Source organism: Pseudoalteromonas sp., assembly GCF_018402495.1.
Lineage (GTDB): Bacteria > Pseudomonadota > Gammaproteobacteria > Enterobacterales > Alteromonadaceae > Pseudoalteromonas.
The window spans coordinates 101,923-118,017 of the sequence record NZ_JAGYIU010000003.1 but is presented as its reverse complement, the minus strand read 5'-3'; the positions used below and the strand labels follow the sequence as shown (position 1 = coordinate 118,017).

General features: G+C 40.9%; 12 protein-coding genes. 4 read left to right on the top strand and 8 right to left on the bottom strand.

Annotated elements, in window-relative coordinates; all coding sequences use genetic code 11:
• Positions 1-130: 130 nt before the first annotated feature.
• The 6 genes from KG708_RS10380 to KG708_RS10355 all read right to left on the bottom strand — a co-directional run bounded on the left by KG708_RS10380 (position 131) and on the right by KG708_RS10355 (position 9,366).
• Entirely contained in the window at positions 131-1,540 is a 1,410-nt protein-coding gene (locus KG708_RS10380) for an efflux transporter outer membrane subunit (protein WP_213609558.1), read from the bottom strand.
• Entirely contained in the window at positions 1,540-4,671 is a 3,132-nt protein-coding gene (locus tag KG708_RS10375; RefSeq protein WP_213609556.1) for an efflux RND transporter permease subunit, read from the bottom strand. Before KG708_RS10375 ends, KG708_RS10380 begins: the two co-directional genes overlap by 1 nt.
• An 11-nt stretch (positions 4,672-4,682) precedes the next feature.
• Complete coding sequence (locus KG708_RS10370; protein ID WP_213609554.1) at positions 4,683-5,846, bottom strand: efflux RND transporter periplasmic adaptor subunit; 1,164 nt, start codon at positions 5,844-5,846, stop codon at positions 4,683-4,685.
• A 209-nt stretch (positions 5,847-6,055) separates the two neighbouring features.
• A complete protein-coding gene (locus KG708_RS10365) occupies positions 6,056-7,345 on the bottom strand; it encodes a hemolysin family protein (RefSeq protein WP_213609552.1) in 1,290 nt (429 codons plus the stop codon).
• Positions 7,346-7,465: 120 nt separating this feature from the next.
• Positions 7,466-8,167 carry a transporter substrate-binding domain-containing protein gene (locus KG708_RS10360; RefSeq protein WP_213609550.1) on the bottom strand — a complete coding sequence of 234 codons (702 nt, stop codon included), beginning with the start codon at positions 8,165-8,167 and terminating at the stop codon, positions 7,466-7,468.
• Between the two features lie 89 nt (positions 8,168-8,256).
• Positions 8,257-9,366, bottom strand: a complete 1,110-nt coding sequence (locus KG708_RS10355) for an arginase family protein (RefSeq protein ID WP_213609548.1) — start codon at positions 9,364-9,366, stop codon at positions 8,257-8,259.
• A 422-nt stretch (positions 9,367-9,788) separates the two neighbouring features.
• Here KG708_RS10355 and udp point away from each other — a divergent pair, with 422 nt between their 5' ends.
• Complete coding sequence (gene udp / locus KG708_RS10350) at positions 9,789-10,544, top strand: uridine phosphorylase (RefSeq protein WP_008112319.1); 756 nt, start codon at positions 9,789-9,791, stop codon at positions 10,542-10,544.
• Here udp and cdd read toward each other — a convergent pair.
• Together cdd and ppc are read right to left on the bottom strand one after the other, a co-directional pair.
• Positions 10,533-11,462, bottom strand: a complete 930-nt coding sequence (cdd, locus tag KG708_RS10345) for a cytidine deaminase (protein ID WP_213609546.1) — start codon at positions 11,460-11,462, stop codon at positions 10,533-10,535. The genes udp and cdd overlap by 12 nt on opposite strands.
• Positions 11,463-11,583: 121 nt before the next feature.
• Positions 11,584-14,229: a phosphoenolpyruvate carboxylase gene (gene ppc / locus KG708_RS10340; RefSeq protein ID WP_213609544.1), complete on the bottom strand. Its 2,646-nt coding sequence runs from the start codon at positions 14,227-14,229 to the stop codon at positions 11,584-11,586.
• A gap of 120 nt (positions 14,230-14,349) precedes the next feature.
• Here ppc and KG708_RS10335 point away from each other — a divergent pair, with 120 nt between their 5' ends.
• Genes KG708_RS10335 through KG708_RS10325 form a run of 3 tightly spaced genes read left to right on the top strand, consistent with a single transcriptional unit; the run spans position 14,350 to position 16,090 of the window.
• Positions 14,350-14,748 carry a thiol-disulfide oxidoreductase DCC family protein gene (locus tag KG708_RS10335; protein WP_213609542.1) on the top strand — a complete coding sequence of 133 codons (399 nt, stop codon included), beginning with the start codon at positions 14,350-14,352 and terminating at the stop codon, positions 14,746-14,748.
• Positions 14,745-15,470: an SDR family NAD(P)-dependent oxidoreductase gene (locus KG708_RS10330; RefSeq protein WP_213609540.1), complete on the top strand. Its 726-nt coding sequence runs from the start codon at positions 14,745-14,747 to the stop codon at positions 15,468-15,470. The genes KG708_RS10335 and KG708_RS10330 overlap by 4 nt, the downstream gene beginning before the upstream one ends.
• An 11-nt stretch (positions 15,471-15,481) precedes the next feature.
• A complete protein-coding gene (locus KG708_RS10325; RefSeq protein WP_213609538.1) occupies positions 15,482-16,090 on the top strand; it encodes a flavin reductase in 609 nt (202 codons plus the stop codon).
• The last annotated feature ends 5 nt before the right edge of the window (positions 16,091-16,095 follow it).

Here is a 16,095-nt window from a genome sequence, read left to right as displayed (position 1 = left end):
AAAACTCCACCACCGAGCTACTTAACTCGAAATGTTTAACGTTTATCTTGTAGTAACAAAGCTAAACGTTAAACAGCATTACTTTACTCGCATAAAACCTGCCATAGCCAACAAGCCTTATCAGACTACTTTACTCAATATTTGTGTTTGTAGCTTCCCAGCCACCACCAACGGCTTTATATAAGTTGATTTGGCTTGCAAGCAATGCTTGTTGACCCGTAATCAATTGTTGCTGTGCACTATACCAAGTTCGCTGAGCGTCGAGCACTTGTAAAAAGCTATCAACCCCTTTATCGTAACGCGCTTGCGATAATTCAAAGGTTGTCTTTCGACTTTGTAATAACTCCTCAAGAGCCATTAACTGTGCGTTATACCCTTTTCTATTAGCGAGTACATCAGCTACTTCACGAAATGCTTGCTGAATTTTTTGCTCATAAGTTGCAACTGCAACTTGCCGCTGAGCATTAGCTACATCTAAATTCGCTTGATTTCGACCCATATTAAAAATAGGTAAATTTACTGATGGCATAAAGCTCCATGTGCCAGAGCCTGCATCAAATAAATTATTTAAATCATTTGATGCAGTACCCGCATTGGCAGTTAAACTAATACTTGGATAAAAAGCAGCACGTGCAATACCGATGTTGGCATTTGCGGCTAATAATTGATGCTCAGCAGCTTTTATATCAGGTCGCTGTGTTAGTAAATCAGAAGGCAAACCAACTGGAACCTCAGGTAAGTCAAGCAGGGTATTTAACTTTACTGACGGCAGCAACTCATTACTAACCGTTGTACCTACTAATAAATCAAGCGCATTTTTGTCGCGCTTGAGCAAACGCTGATATTTAGCAATATCGACTTTAGCCGTTGCCACGGTGCTTTTTAATTGCTCGAGAGTAATTTTCGAAGCAGCGCCCAAATCAACACTTTTTTGTGTTAAAGATAAAGACGCCTGTTGCGAAGATAACGTCTCTTTGGCCAACGCCAGTAGCTGCTGATCGGTCGCATAATTTAGCCACGCGTTAGCAAGCTCAGAAATTAACGATACCTGCATGCTGTATTGACTAAGCTGTGTGGAGTAAAGCGTTTGTAAAGCCTGCGCTGACTGATTACGCACTTTTCCCCATAAATCTAGCTCATAAGCTGTCATACCTACAGTGGCACTGTATTGAGAACTAATTTGGGGCTGACCACTTGCTGATAAATCACCGGGTAAACGCTGACGATTGCCTGATGCATTAAAATCGAGTGAAGGATATAGCGCGGCATCTTCGATCTGATATAAGCCTCGCACTCGCTGCACATTTAAAGCGGCAATTTGTAGATCTTTATTATGCTCAAGACTTTGTGATATCAGTGTTATGAGCTTTTCATCATTAAAAAACTGCTGCCACTTTAATGAGGATACCTGCTCATCCCCTGTCTCTGATGCATACGCATCAGGGACAGGTAAATTAAGCGTTTCTTGTTTAGGTGCTAATTGGCATCCAGATAAAATGACTAACGTTAAGGCACTAAGACTGATTGCTTTTAAACTCATTACACTTGCTCCTGCGAGGCCGTTTTACGTTTACCCGAAAAGAGTCTGCGTACTAAAACAAAAAATAACGGAACAAAAATAACCACCAGTGACGAAGCAGCAAGTGTTCCACCAATAATTGAAATACCTAAAGCATTTTGTGCGCCTGAGCCTGCACTTGAAGCAATGGCTAATGGCAGTACACCACACACAAAGGCCATTGAGGTCATTAAAATAGGGCGTAGGCGAAGACGTACCGCCGCAATAGCCGAGTCAGCTAAGCTTAAGCCCTCATCAATTTTATGATTGGCAAATTCAACAATTAAAATAGCATTTTTAGACGCTAATCCAATGGTGGTTAATAACCCTACTTGCAAGTAAATATCGTTTGATAACCCCCCCATAAAAGCGGCTAAAACTGCACCTAAAATACCCAGCGGAACAATCATCATTACCGCAAAGGGTATTGACCAACTTTCATAAAGCGCAGCTAAACATAAAAATACAAATAAAAGGGATAGCCCATATAGCATAGGTGCTTGGCCACCACTTGAACGCTCTTGATATGAAATACCAGTCCATTCAGAGGCAAACCCTGGTGGTAACTGACTAACTAATCGCTCCATTTCATCCATAGCCTGGCCTGTGCTGTAACCAGGCGCCGCACTGCCTTGAATTTCCATTGCTGAAAACCCATTATAACGCTCTAAACGAGGCGAACCATAAGACCAGTGAGAGCTGGCAAATGCAGAGAATGGCACCATATCGCCGTTTTTATTACGCACATACCATTTATTTAAGTCCTCAGGCACCATACGCGCATCGGCTTGACCTTGCAGGTACACCTTTTTAACGCGACCACGGTCGATAAAATCATTAACGTAGCTACTACCCCACGCCGTTGAAAGCGTATTATTAATATCACCTTGCGATAAGCCGAGTGCTTCTGCTTTTGCAAGATCAATATCAAGCTGTAATTCAGGCATGTCTTCTTGACCATTAGGACGAACACCTGCCAAAATTGGGCTTTGACTCGCCATACCTAATAATTGATTGCGTGCTTTTAATAACTCATCATGACCTAAACCTACACGGTCTTGCAAAAACATATTAAAGCCATTTGCTGTACCTAGCTCAACAATAGCCGGAGGGGGAAACGCAAATACAAACGCTTCTTTAATTGTTGAAAAATAGCCCATCGCTTTTCCTGCAACAGCCCCAACAGATAAATCATCACGCTGACGTTCATCCCAATGTTTTAAGCCCACAAAGCCAATTGCTGAGTTTTGTCCTGAACCTGCAAAGCTAAAGCCTATAACACTAAATACCGAACGCACGGCTTCAGATTGATCTTCTAGGTAGTGGTTCTCAACTTTTTTAACCACCTCAAGCGTTTGCTCTGAAGTAGCGCCAGCAGGTAGCATGACTTGGGTAAACAAAATACCTTGGTCTTCATCGGGTAAAAATGCGGTTGGCAAGCTTGAAAAAATAGTGACCATACCACCAACAATCAATACATAGCTTAGCAAGTAACGCTTTGAATGTTTGATCATCCGCCCAACAAAACCTTGCGCCCCTTGATTAGTTTTATCGAATCGACGGTTAAAGCCTGTAAAAAAACGCCCTATGAATGAGTCGCTGTTATGAACATGGCTTGGCTTTAACAACGTGGCACACAAAGCAGGTGTTAATATAAGCGCAACCAGTACCGACAGACCCATTGCTGAAACTAGCGTAATAGAAAACTGGCGGTAAATGACCCCTGTCGAGCCACTAAAAAATGCCATAGGAATAAATACAGCCGAAAGCACCATAGCAATACCAACAAGCGCCCCTTTAATTTCATCCATTGATTTTCGTGTTGCTTCAACTGCCGAGAGTTTTTCTTCGGTCATTAAACGCTCAACGTTTTCAACAACAACAATCGCATCATCTACCAGTAAACCTATAGCAAGCACCATAGCAAACATAGTGAGGGTATTAATTGAGTATCCGAAAGTAAATAAAATACCAAATGTACCCAGCAATACTACAGGTACTGCAATAGTTGGAATAATAGTTGCTCTAAAGTTTTGTAAAAACAAATACATTACAACAAATACCAAAACAACTGCTTCAATTAGCGTATGCACTACTTTTTCAATTGATAATGCAACAAAAGGCGTGGTGTCATAAGGAACAACAGCTTCAAGCCCCTGCGGAAAAAACGGCTTAAGCTCTTCAAGTGCATCTTTTACACCTTGCGCTGTATCCAACGCATTCGCACCACTGGCTAACTTTACACCTAATCCCGATGCCGGTTTACCATTATAACGCGCAACCACACCGTAGCTTTCGCCACCAAGCTCAACTTTTGCCACATCTTGAAGGCGCACAATCGAACCATCAGCATTCGTTTTCACCAAAATATCTTTAAACTGCTCAGGTGTTTGTAATCGACTTTGAGCGGTGACCGTGGCATTAAGTTGCTGCCCAGCCAATGACGGCATACCACCGAGCTGACCCGCAGACACTTGTGCATTTTGCGCTTTAATAGCCGCAGATATATCGTTTGGGGTTAACTTGTAGTTTTGTAATTTAGCGGGATCTAACCAAATACGCATTGCGTATTGAGAGCCAAACAACTCAACTTCGCCTACCCCGTCTACACGTGACACAATATCTTGCACATTTGATGAAACATAGTCACCAATATCAATATTGGTCATACTGCCATCTTGCGATACAAAACCAACAACAAGTAAAAAACTAGACGATGACTTAGCAACCACAACACCCTGACGTTGAACTTCTTCAGGTAGTAAAGGGGTCGCGCTGGCTAATTTATTTTGTACTTGTACCTGTGCAATATCAGGGTTAGTTTCGGCATCAAAGGTCAGTGTCAGTGTTGTTGAACCGCTTGATTCAGACGTTGATGACATATATAGCAGGCCATCTAACCCTTTCATTTTTTGTTCAATAACCTGAGTAACCGAATCCTCTAAAGTACGCGCAGAAGCACCTGGGTAATTAGCTGTAATCGTAATAGCAGGGGGCGCAATAGACGGATACTGAGCAACGGGTAAATTTTTAACCGCAATAATACCTGCAAGCATAACGACAATAGCCAGTACCCAGGCAAAAATAGGCCTATCGATAAAAAATCGTGACATGAACTTCTCCGTTATTGGCTATTATTTGCTGAAGACGATACTTGCGATGCAGCAACCGGTGCGCCAGGGCGAATTTTCTGAAGCCCTTCAACAATCAATTGATCGCCCTCGGCTAAGCCTTCGCTCACCAACCAGTTAGACCCTAAAGTACGTTCTACTTTTAGCACGCGACTTTCAACGGTGTTTTCGTTACTAACAACCATTGCTGTCGGTTCACCTTTAGTGTTGCGGCTCACCCCCCGTTGTGGCGCTAATATGGCGTTCGATTTAACACCTTCAACAACTTGAGCACGAACATACATACCTGGAAGCAAGAGTTTTTCAGGGTTTGGAAATTTAGCCCGTAAAGTCACAGAGCCCGTACTTGGGTCTACCGTTACCTCTGAGAATTGAAGCGTTCCCTTATGAGGATAAATAGAACCATCTTCCATCATTAGTTCAACATCGGTTTGTATTTGCGCATCAACACTCAGTGAACCATCAGCTAAGGCTTTTTTTAATTGTGTGAGCTCGTTACTTGATTGTGTTAGGTCAACATAAATAGGATCCAATTGCGTTACTGTTGCCAATGCTATCTCTTGATTTGCGCTCACTAATGCACCCACAGTCACACTTGATTTACTAATTTGACCACTAATAGGCGCATTTACATGACTGTAATCAAGATTAATTTGTGCGCTTTGTAACTGCGCTTTTGCTGTTAATAATTCTGCTGATGCTTGCTTATAAGCGGCGTCAGCTTCATCAAAGTCTTGTTGGCTTACCGCTTTAATTTCTAGCAATTCTTTATAACGCGATGCTTTAGATTTACTGCTTGCAATACCAGCCTCTGCGCGCGCAACGGCCGCTTTGCTGGCTGCTAATTCCGCTTCAAAAATGTCAGGGTTAATTTGATAAAGCGCCTGGCCTCGCTCAACCTGTGTGCCTTCTTCAAATAACCGAGATTGAACAATACCACTGACTTGAGGGCGAATTTGTGCAATTTGAGATGCACTCACACGCCCTGGTAATTCTTTTTTAAGTGTAATAGCTTGGCTTTTTAATGTGATCACACCAACCGGTGTCGCTGCAGGAGCAGACGCCTTTGGTTGTTCAGCTACCTGATCACAACCACTTAGAGCAACAGAACCAACGAGGGCCGAAAATACAAAAAAAGCGATGCGGGAACGCTGCATGACAAATACCTTTTAGTTTAGAATGAACGATCATTCTAAACTATAGTAAAGCAATTAAAAATAGCCACTGAGTAATATTTACACATTTTTACAATTGAATACGTTAGTAACACAAATAAGGCAAAAAATAGCGGCGTTATTTCAGCAAAACCCATAAAAAAGCAGCTAATGAAATAACATTAGCTGCTCTTATGCTATGTGAGCTGTTATTATTCGTTATCAGTATTAACTCTAGAGACTAGTAACTGCTCAATACGAATTCCTTCCACGTCCACAACTTCAAATTTAAAACCTGAAAACAAAATAAATTCTGCCCGTTTTGGAATATGCTTCATAGTATAAATTAAATACCCTGCCACAGTTTCATAATGATTTTGATCAGGGAATTCATCAATTTCAAGGACCTTAGCTAGTTCAACAATCGGCGTTAAACCATCAACCAACCAAGAGTTAGCGTCACGCTCAATAATTAATTCTTCACTTTGATGTGTTATTAAATCACCCATAAAACCTTTCATTAAATCTTTAACGGTAACAATCCCAACCACCAGCGCATATTCATTAACCACTACCGCAAAAGGGTGCACCGCCGTTTTAAAGGCATTTAGCGCCTCAGATAGACTTAATGTTTCTGGTAAATAAAAAATATCCTTATCAAGCATATCATCGTTAATGTTAGCCGCCTCTCCTTTGAGTACTTGACGTAAAATATCTTTAGACTCAACAGAGCCAATTAACTTATCAAGGTTACCCTTACACACTAAAAAGTGATTGTGCGGGTGATCTATAATTTTATTTGCTATATCGTCGCTAGATTCATCAATATCAAAATAAACAATTTGCTCGCGCGGCGACATAACACTTGATAAAAAACGCGCTTCTAAATCAAATACATTACCAATTAAATCATACTCTTGTTGCTGTAAACTGCCATACTCAGCACCTGCATCCATCATCGCAACAATATCTTCAGTGGTCACAATGTCTTCACGTTCACTGGGTACTTTAAACACCCGTAAAACAATATTGGTTAAGCCATTAAAAAATAATACCAGTGGTGTGAGCGCAAATGTCACCCAGCGCATAATCGTCACCACCCTCACCGCAACGGCCTCAGGTAAAATCATCGCTAAACGCTTTGGTAGTAAATCTGCAAATAAAATAAATAACGAGGTAATAATTAAAAACGATAATACAAAGCTAATTTGCCCAAGTAATGGACCTTGATAAAACAGCTGTAATATTTCTTGCATATAAGGAGACAATGCTTGCTCGCCAACAATCCCGCCTAATATCGCAATCGCATTGAGCGTAATTTGGATCATGGCGAAAAAAGCCCCAGGCTGCTCTTGCAACTTTAAAACCGCCAAAGCTTGCACATTTCCCTCATCCGCCATGACTCTTAACTTAATTTTGCGTGAAGCGGCAATCGAAATTTCTGACATCGCAAATAACGCACTCATCAAGATTAATAACGCAATCCCGATTAAATCACCCATTTATAACTCCAAAATAATCGCTTTTACAAGCAAAAGCAGCTGGATTATAGACGCTTTTATAGACAGGGCAATTGATATTTAAATAATATTAATAACTAATAAAAATCAAAAGCTTAATATTTATAGCTTAGACTCATACGAAGAAAAAGCCGCGCTAAGTTGTTGCTTTACGTTATCGGGGAGGTTTTTATTACAGGCGAAATATAAAGGGGCTTGATGGGCATTGATGGGCATGAGTGATTCGAGTTGTAATTTATTTAATAAATGAGATTGTTCATGGTTTATTCGCTGCGCTGGTATAACAACTAAATCAATACTCGAACTTCGGGTTTGGATTATCTTAAAAATATTATCAAAGCTACTAAACAGCATTAAATTTTCGTTTTCTTTAAAGCCCTTTGAAAGTAAGTAATGATGGCTGTAGTTATCTTTTAAAACCGCAATACGATATTGCTTAGCCTGCTCGAGATTATTTAGCACAATACCTTTGCTTTTAAGCGCATAAAAATTGGTATCAAATTGGCCAAGCTTAGCAAACCAAATAAAATTGTCTTCACGTTCAGGCGATCGCGAAATTGAAAATATACAGCTTTGAGCATCTCTTAATGCAATATTGTACGCCATACTCCAATCGTTCACAGAAATAGAATAATCAATCCCTGTGCTATCGAGCGCTAATCGCACTTTATCAGCTGCATCACCGACTAAATTATTATTCGCATCAAGATACTGTGCAGGCGCGAAGTTCTCTGTTAAAACAGTAAGTTTAGCCGCACAATGCTGACTCACAATGAGAAAGAATACACAATACCACTTAGTCACAATAACCCACTATATTAAATTAAAGACGTTACTTTTTACCTAAAACCAACTCAATATAGCGGATTATTTACAAATAGCCAATTATGAGATTATCGATTCATTGCACCGATTAAAAATGCAGAAATTTTAGCGCCTTCTCTCAATGTTGTCTCAGAGCTTGATTGACCCACTAAGGAGCTATCGGTAAACGGCGCGATTTCCATCATATCTGCACCGGTTATTGGAAACTCACCGGCAATGGCTGACAAAATATCAAGTGCATGCTGTGGAGTTAATCCATTTTCTTCAGGTGTACCTGTTGCTGAGGCAAACTCAGCATCAAGCGCATCAATATCAAAGCTTACATACACTTCATCAACCTTGTCAGCCTTTAGTTGCGCAATCGTCTCGGCAGCAACAGCGGCTGCACCACGCTCAATAATTTCAGCAGCCCAGTGCTGTTTAACACCAAAAGTACTTTCCCAGTGTGATTTAGGCTTACCACTTGAACGAATACCAAATTGAATTAAATGATGTGGTGCGGGTAAAAACTCTAAAATATGCGTACACCAAGAGCCAAAACATAAATCAATCCCTAAACGTTCAACCAATAAATCGGTATGGGCATCAAAATGAATAATCGCCGTACGTTTACCTTGGTCGCGTTTTGCTTTTAAATACGCTTTTGTAAGTGGATAACTAATTGAGTGGTCGCCACCAATACCAAAAATACCTTTGTCTTGGAATGTCGCATAAAAACTGTCACACACATCTTCAGTAATAGACAATGGGCTCACATAATGATCGTTATTGTCATTACCGTACAACGCTTTTTGACAATTAGTAATTGTTGCCTCATTTAAGTACTTATCGTGTAATAAGTGCGGTATTACGCGCACATCACCTAAGTCAAATGAGCGACATTGTGTTTGTTGGTCAATCAGTGCTGAGCGTAAAAATAAGGGCCCCCAGTTTGCACCACGTAAAATACCACCACCACAATCTGAGCTGATCCCCAGCATCACTGCTTTGTGCGGTGAGTGAGGTAATTCATTTAGCGAGTCACGCCATAAAACATCGACATTTTCAGTTTGGCCATATAATTTATTTCTGAGTGCTGCTTTGCGTTCTTTCGCCGTATTAACCGTGAATACACCGTCGCCAGGTGCACATAAACAGTGCTCAACTTTATCTTTAAATGCTTGAAATTGTGTGCTCATTGTAAACCCTTTTCCAATCTGTATGTCTTGTCTATTATTGAGTAGTTATGCAAAACAACGAATGCTGAATAAATTAAAAATTAATTTTATCTGGTTATAAAAATCACTAAACGTTGTACTTTGCTAGGCTAGATCAGTGGCAAAGCAATACCCAACATACTAACTAACCTTATGAATATAAAATATTTTAAATTTAGCTAACGGCATTTTAGCCTAGCTATTGGTTTGCTATGAGGTATAAATATAGTGTCTGAGTAAACAAGTCAACGGGGTCATTTTGTTCGTAATTTTAGCAATTGATTGAATATTCAGAGTTGGTGAATAAATCAAATAAAGTCAATACGGACATCCGTCCTGTACTTCATTTATGTTTCTCGTAATTATGGTAAATTGACAACAATTCTTATTAAAAAGGCTTAATTATGGAAAAGGTATTTCACTTAGGACTGTGTATTGATGATTTAAAAGGTGCAAAACTGGCTATTGTTCCAGGGGATCCAGATCGTGCTGCACGTATTTCACAGTTCTTAGATAATCCAACCTGCCTTGCTCAAACCCGTGAGTTTCATATTTATTTAGGCCAATTAAACGGCCACTCTGTGGTGGTTTGTTCAACCGGTATTGGCGGCCCTTCCACCTCTATCGCGGTTGAAGAACTGGCGCAACTTGGCGTACGTAGCTTTCTTCGCATTGGCACAACAGGCGCTATTCAACCACATATTAACGAAGGCGATATTTTAATTAGCCAAGCCTCCGTTCGTTTAGATGGCGCGAGTCAGCATTTTGCACCACTGTGCTACCCTGCTGTTTCTGACTTTTTTGCCACTCAAGCGATGGTAAAAGCCTGTGAAAATTTAAATATTGACTTTCATATTGGCATTACCGCTTCAAGCGATACTTTCTACCCAGGGCAAGAGCGTTACGATACGCATTCTGGTTATGTTCCTAAGTCATTACAAGGTAGCTGTGAAGAATGGCAAAAATTAGGCGTAATGAACTACGAAATGGAATCGGCTACTTTATTTACTATGTGTGCCGCACTTGGCTTACAAGCAGCCTGTGTTGCGGGTGTATTGGTAAATAGAACACGCCAAGAAATCCCTAACGTGGACCACGGCGAGATTGAGAAAAAATCGGTTGCCGTGGTACTTGAAGCCGCTAAAGTGTTACTTGGCTAATGTTGCGCTAATAACCTCAAGTGTTGGCAAGCCAGTAAAGCTTGCTAACACAGCTTTTGCCACTCCTGATTGGTTTTCGTGACCAGCAGTTTCTAATAAAGTAATTGATTTTACTGTTTGTTTATCAAAGCTTAACCCTGCTAAAAACAGTTGACTCACTGCGCTTTGCAGCGGTGATAAACTCGGGCTATACGCTGCATTTTCAGCATAGCTGCCGTAAAAGTCACCGTTTTCAAACGTACTGATTTTAACTGCACTGTAATTTTGACTATAAGGCACATATGCCGCTAAAGCATAGCTCATCAGTTTTTCATCAAGTTGTTTGTTTTCAAAACGATTAGTTTGCTCGGCCGGATTAAATAAGCTGTGCTCATTGCCTAAATCAGTTGGTCCAAATGAATACGGTAATAATTCTGCTAGCTTAAACTCTTGTGCTGGCAATAAAATATCAAGCTCTTTCGCATCAGCCAATTCATTCATAAATTGACGACAGTACCCACATGGGACATCACTAATCGCTATTTTAAGAATTTTTTTAGCGCCATTTAACCAGGCATTATTAATTGCAGATTGCTCACCGTGCACCACTAAACTTAGTGCTTGATGGTAAAACTCAGCGTTAGCGCCAAAGTAAAAAGTGGAGTTTCCTTGTGAATCGAGCCCTTTTACAATTGCGCCGACATGAAATTTGGAAATAGGTGCAACCGAAAATTCAGAAGCAAGCGGCACTAAGCCTTGTAATAAAATATCTTCGCTAACATTAAGCTCGGTGCAAAGCGCTTTAATATCGTTTGGGTATAAAATACCGCGTTGAGTTTTTAATTGACTGCGTAGAGCTTGCGTTTGCGCTACGTTTAAAGAAATGTGTGAATTGCTAAGTGCTGTATTATGTTGCACTTTAAAAGTTGCTGAAGCCATAATAGTTTTTAATTGTTCAATGGCTAAGTAGTGTAAAAGGTTGGCAAACGAAATACCAGCCTATTTAACGTAAAAAAGGGAGCACGTCGCGTGTTCCCTTTAAAACTAATCTAATTTTGGATTAACCTGTATTTCGCATACCCGCTGCAATCCCCGTCATGGTGATCATTAAGGCATTATCTATATCGCTTTCATTACCTTTATCATCGCCACGAGAACGACGTAATAGCTCAACTTGTAACACATTAAGTGGATCAGTGTACGGATTTCTAAGCCCGATAGACTCTTTGATCCAAGGTTGATCGGCTAATAGACTTTTTTGCGGGCTCAATGATTGCACTAAGGTTATCGCCTCTGCTAATTCCTCACGTAAGGCAACACCTAAAGGCCTATACATGTCTTCCACCAGCGCATTATCGTAGTGCTCACTTAACCAGCTATCCGCTTTACTAAATACCATTTCTAGCATTTCTAAACGCGCTCTAAAAAACGGCCATTGCAAACTCATTTCGCTTAGGGTTTCAATCCCATATTTCTCAAGCGCTGCTTTAAGTCCGCTTAATGCGCCTAACCATGCAGGTAACATTAAACGATTTTGACTCCACGCAAATATCCACGGAATAGCGCGTAAGCTCTCAACCCCACCATTAGGATTACGTTTAGCTGGCCTTGAACCTAATGGCAATTTAGATAGCTCCAATTCTGGTGTTGCCATTCTGAAGTAAGGTACAAAGTTTTCATCGTGGCGAACAACATTGCGGTAGTGCTGACACGATACATCACTAATTAATGCCATAACTTCGCGCCATTCATCTTTGGGCTCTGGCGGTGGTAATAAGTTACTTTGCAGCACCGCACCCGCGTATATGTTTAAGCTTTGCAATGCCACATTGGGTAAGCCAAATTTAAAGCGGATCATTTCGCCTTGTTCTGTCACCCTAAGGCCCCCTTTGAGTGAACCCGGTGGCTGCGAATGCAAGGCTTGCGCTGCAGGTGCACCGCCTCGACCAACCGTGCCTCCACGACCATGAAATAAAACCAGCTCAATACCGCGTTCATCCGCCAGTTGCACTAACTTGTCCATTGCCTCATATTGTGCCCAGCCAGCAGCCATCATGCCTGCATCTTTGGCTGAGTCTGAATAGCCAATCATTACATTTTGGGTGTTTTTGATGTGTCCACGGTACCACTCGTTATTTAAAAGCGTAGTGATGACGTTGTGACCATCGTTTAAATCGTCCAAGGTTTCGAATAAAGGCGCCACAGGCAGTTCAAAAACGCAGCCTGACTCTTTAAGTAATAGCTGTACTGCTAATATGTCAGAGGCGGTTCGTGCCATAGATATAATGTATAAACCAAAGGTTTTTGCATCTTGCTGTGCAATAACATCAAAGGTGTCGAGTACCTCTTGCACCTCAGGGCTAGGTTGCCAATGCTTAGGAATAAGCGGACGACGCGAATTTAGCTCAGCAAGTAAAAATGCCTGTTTATCTTGCTCTTGCCATTGGTTGTAGTCGCCAATGCCTAAGTAACGAGTGAGTTCAGAAAATACATCACTGTGTCTTGACGAATCCTGTCGCACATCTAGTTTTGCCAAACGCAAACCAAAGCTATTTACTCGGTGGATCATATCCAGTAATAAGCCATCAGCAACCACTTGCATATTGCATTTTAATAATGAGCGATAACACACCTCAATGGGGTGCTTAATTTGGTTAATATCAGTAATTAAATCTTGTGATTCGGTGCGCTTATTTTTAATTTTAGCGCTTAAGTACATCACTGTTTCAGCAACTTGATTTTTAAGCTTTTTGAGCACGGCTCGATAAGGTTCAAACTCTTGCCCAGCCAATTTAATGAGCTCATCGCTGGCATCCGACATAGAAAGTTCAGCACACAAAGTTTCTAAATCACGCTGGTATAAATCCAGCGCCATCCAACGGCCATGATCGAGTACTTGCTTAGTCACCTCGGCGGTTACAAACGGGTTACCATCCCGATCTCCCCCCATCCACGACGTAAATTCTATCGGGCTGTAGTTGGCAGGTAGCTCAAGGCTCAAATGCTGTTTAACATGCTGGCTAAACTCACGTAAAAAACGTGGCACGGCATCCCATAAGCTATTTTCAATTACCGCATAGCCCCATTTAGCTTCATCAACAGGGCTTGGGCGAGAACGACGAATATCGTCGGTATGCCAAGCTTGGCTAATTAGCTGCGCAATTCGATTTAATATCGCTTCGCGCTCTTGCGCAAGGTTGTCGGTACGCTCAAGCGACGCTAAACAATCGCTTAGTTCAACATGCTTGTTAATAATAGTACGGCGAGTCACTTCGGTTGGGTGAGCGGTTAGTACTAAGTTTATGTGGAGTTTTGAGAGGGTGTCGGCTAAATGATTATGATTAAGCTGACCTTGCTCGGCCTTTGCTGCTAACGTTTTTAATGTTTGAGTGAGAGGATTTAGTTGGCAAAAACCAACATCATTAAAACGTGATACGGTATGAAACTGCTCTGCAACATTAGCTAAGTTTAAAAAATGATTAAATGAACGGGCAACCGGTAAAAGCTCCTCATCACTGAGCGCATGGAGTACATCAATTAACGCTTGGCGGTCGGCTTCATTGCCACTGCGAGATGATTTTGATAAAGCCCGAATTTCTTCTACTTTATCTAAAATCTCTTGGCCTTGGGCATCTTTAATAGTTTGTCCTAATAATTGACCAAGTAGATTAACATTACCTCGCAAGGCGGCATATTGTTCACTCATTTCTAGCTCTCCTTCGTTTCTTGGAGACCTATTAATATCACTAAGAGGGAATATTTAATAGATCCATTTGCATTGTCTTGTCGTAAAAAAGCATATGTAAAATAAACACAAAGCGATAACATGATCATTTTTTACGATGGCAATTGCCCACTGTGCAATGCAGAAATGCAACATTTAAAACGTGCCGATGTTGATCATAAAATTACACTAGAAGATTTAAACGCTGATGATTTTAGTGAGCGTTTTCCCGCAATCGATAAACAAAATGCCATGGATTTATTGCACGCCCAAACTGATAAAGGGCAGATGATTTACGGCTTAGACGTCACTTATCAGGCTTGGCGCACAGTAGGAAAATACCGTTGGCTTAAAATAATTCGTTTGCCCGTAATTCGCTTTTTTGCAGATCATGCTTACACTTTTTTTGCAAAATATCGCCACCCTATTAGCCGTTTTTTAATGCCCAATGCGCAGTGTAGTAATGGTCAATGCAATATCAAATCTAAAGGTGAAAAATGAAAACAGTGATTTTATTTGGCGCCAGTAGCGCCATTGCACAATCTTACGTAAGTCATTTAAATCAGCAAGCAGCACAATTTAATATAATTTGTGTCAGCTCATCGAGTATTGAGTATAATGATGACAAGGTAACCTATTTCCACAGCGACTACTCGGCGCAAAGCCTAAATGAGCTAACCCAGTCGTTAAAGTCACAACAAATTGAGCTTGCTCAGGTAATAATATTTAATGGTCAATTACACAACGACCAACACATGCCAGAAAAAAAGCTCGAAGAAATTAACAGTGATTATTTTATGCAGCTTTTGCACTCTAATACACTTGTCCCCCTGCTGTGCTTACAAAGTATACTGCCACTGCTTAACCACAAAACTCACTGCACAATTACCGCTTTGAGCGCTCGAGTAGGCAGTATTAACGACAATAAACTGGGTGGCTGGTATACTTATCGCGCCTCTAAGTCTGCACTGAACATGCTATTTAAAACAGCTGCTATTGAACTTGCTCGTCGCGCTAAAAACACTAAACTGGTTTTATTTCACCCGGGTACTACAGATACACAGCTTTCTAAGCCATTTCAAAAAAATGTGCCCGCAGATAAACTGTTTACCCCTGAGTTTGTCGCGCAGCAATTATTTAAATTTACTTACGAAAACCCACAGTTAGAACTCAACGGCGAACCTGCCTACTTAGATTGGCAAGGAAACACCATAAAATGGTAAGGACTCAACACATGCATTTTTCTAAAGACCGCATAGCTGCACTGGAAAAACACACACGTACACACTTTATCAACTCTCTGTCTGGATTTAAAAGCGCCAACTTAATTGGTACACAAGATGCACAGGGTAATACTAATTTAGCCATTGTAAGCTCGGTTATTCATTTAGGTGCCCACCCACCACTTGTTGGCATGATAATGCGCCCGCATAGCGTACCAAGGCACACATTCGAAAATATTATAGAAACCGGCGTTTATACTATTAACCAAGTAAATAGTGCTATTTATACACAGGCGCATCAAACCTCTGCACGTTATGATAAAGATGAGTGCGAATTTGATGCAACGAATCTCACAAAAGAATATTTAAACGACTTTAATGCACCATTTGTGGCACAAAGCCGACTTAAATACGCAGTAAAATTTATAGAAAACCAACATTTAGCCGTAAACGGCACCGAACTGGTGATTGGTGAAATAATGGATGTTTATGTGGATGAATCAGCATTGCAAAGCGACGGCTTTTTAGACTTACAAGCCATCGATACAGTTGCAGTAACCGGATTAGATAGTTACCACACGGCGAATAAGCTCAATCGTTTACCCTACGCAAAAAAATAGCCCAA

Bases quoted from the DNA above. Each gene is read 5' to 3' on its own strand.
- KG708_RS10380 (WP_213609558.1), bottom strand. From the start codon at position 1,540: ATGAGTTTAAAAGCAATCAGTCTTAGTGCCTTAACGTTAGTCATTTTA.
- KG708_RS10375 (WP_213609556.1), bottom strand. From the start codon at position 4,671: ATGTCACGATTTTTTATCGATAGGCCTATTTTTGCCTGGGTACTGGCT.
- KG708_RS10370 (WP_213609554.1), bottom strand. From the start codon at position 5,846: ATGCAGCGTTCCCGCATCGCTTTTTTTGTATTTTCGGCCCTCGTTGGT.
- KG708_RS10365 (WP_213609552.1), bottom strand. From the start codon at position 7,345: ATGGGTGATTTAATCGGGATTGCGTTATTAATCTTGATGAGTGCGTTA.
- KG708_RS10355 (WP_213609548.1), bottom strand. From the start codon at position 9,366: ATGAGCACACAATTTCAAGCATTTAAAGATAAAGTTGAGCACTGTTTA.
- udp (WP_008112319.1), top strand. From the start codon at position 9,789: ATGGAAAAGGTATTTCACTTAGGACTGTGTATTGATGATTTAAAAGGT.
- cdd (WP_213609546.1), bottom strand. From the start codon at position 11,462: ATGGCTTCAGCAACTTTTAAAGTGCAACATAATACAGCACTTAGCAAT.
- ppc (WP_213609544.1), bottom strand. From the start codon at position 14,229: ATGAGTGAACAATATGCCGCCTTGCGAGGTAATGTTAATCTACTTGGT.
- KG708_RS10335 (WP_213609542.1), top strand. From the start codon at position 14,350: ATGATCATTTTTTACGATGGCAATTGCCCACTGTGCAATGCAGAAATG.
- KG708_RS10330 (WP_213609540.1), top strand. From the start codon at position 14,745: ATGAAAACAGTGATTTTATTTGGCGCCAGTAGCGCCATTGCACAATCT.
- KG708_RS10325 (WP_213609538.1), top strand. From the start codon at position 15,482: ATGCATTTTTCTAAAGACCGCATAGCTGCACTGGAAAAACACACACGT.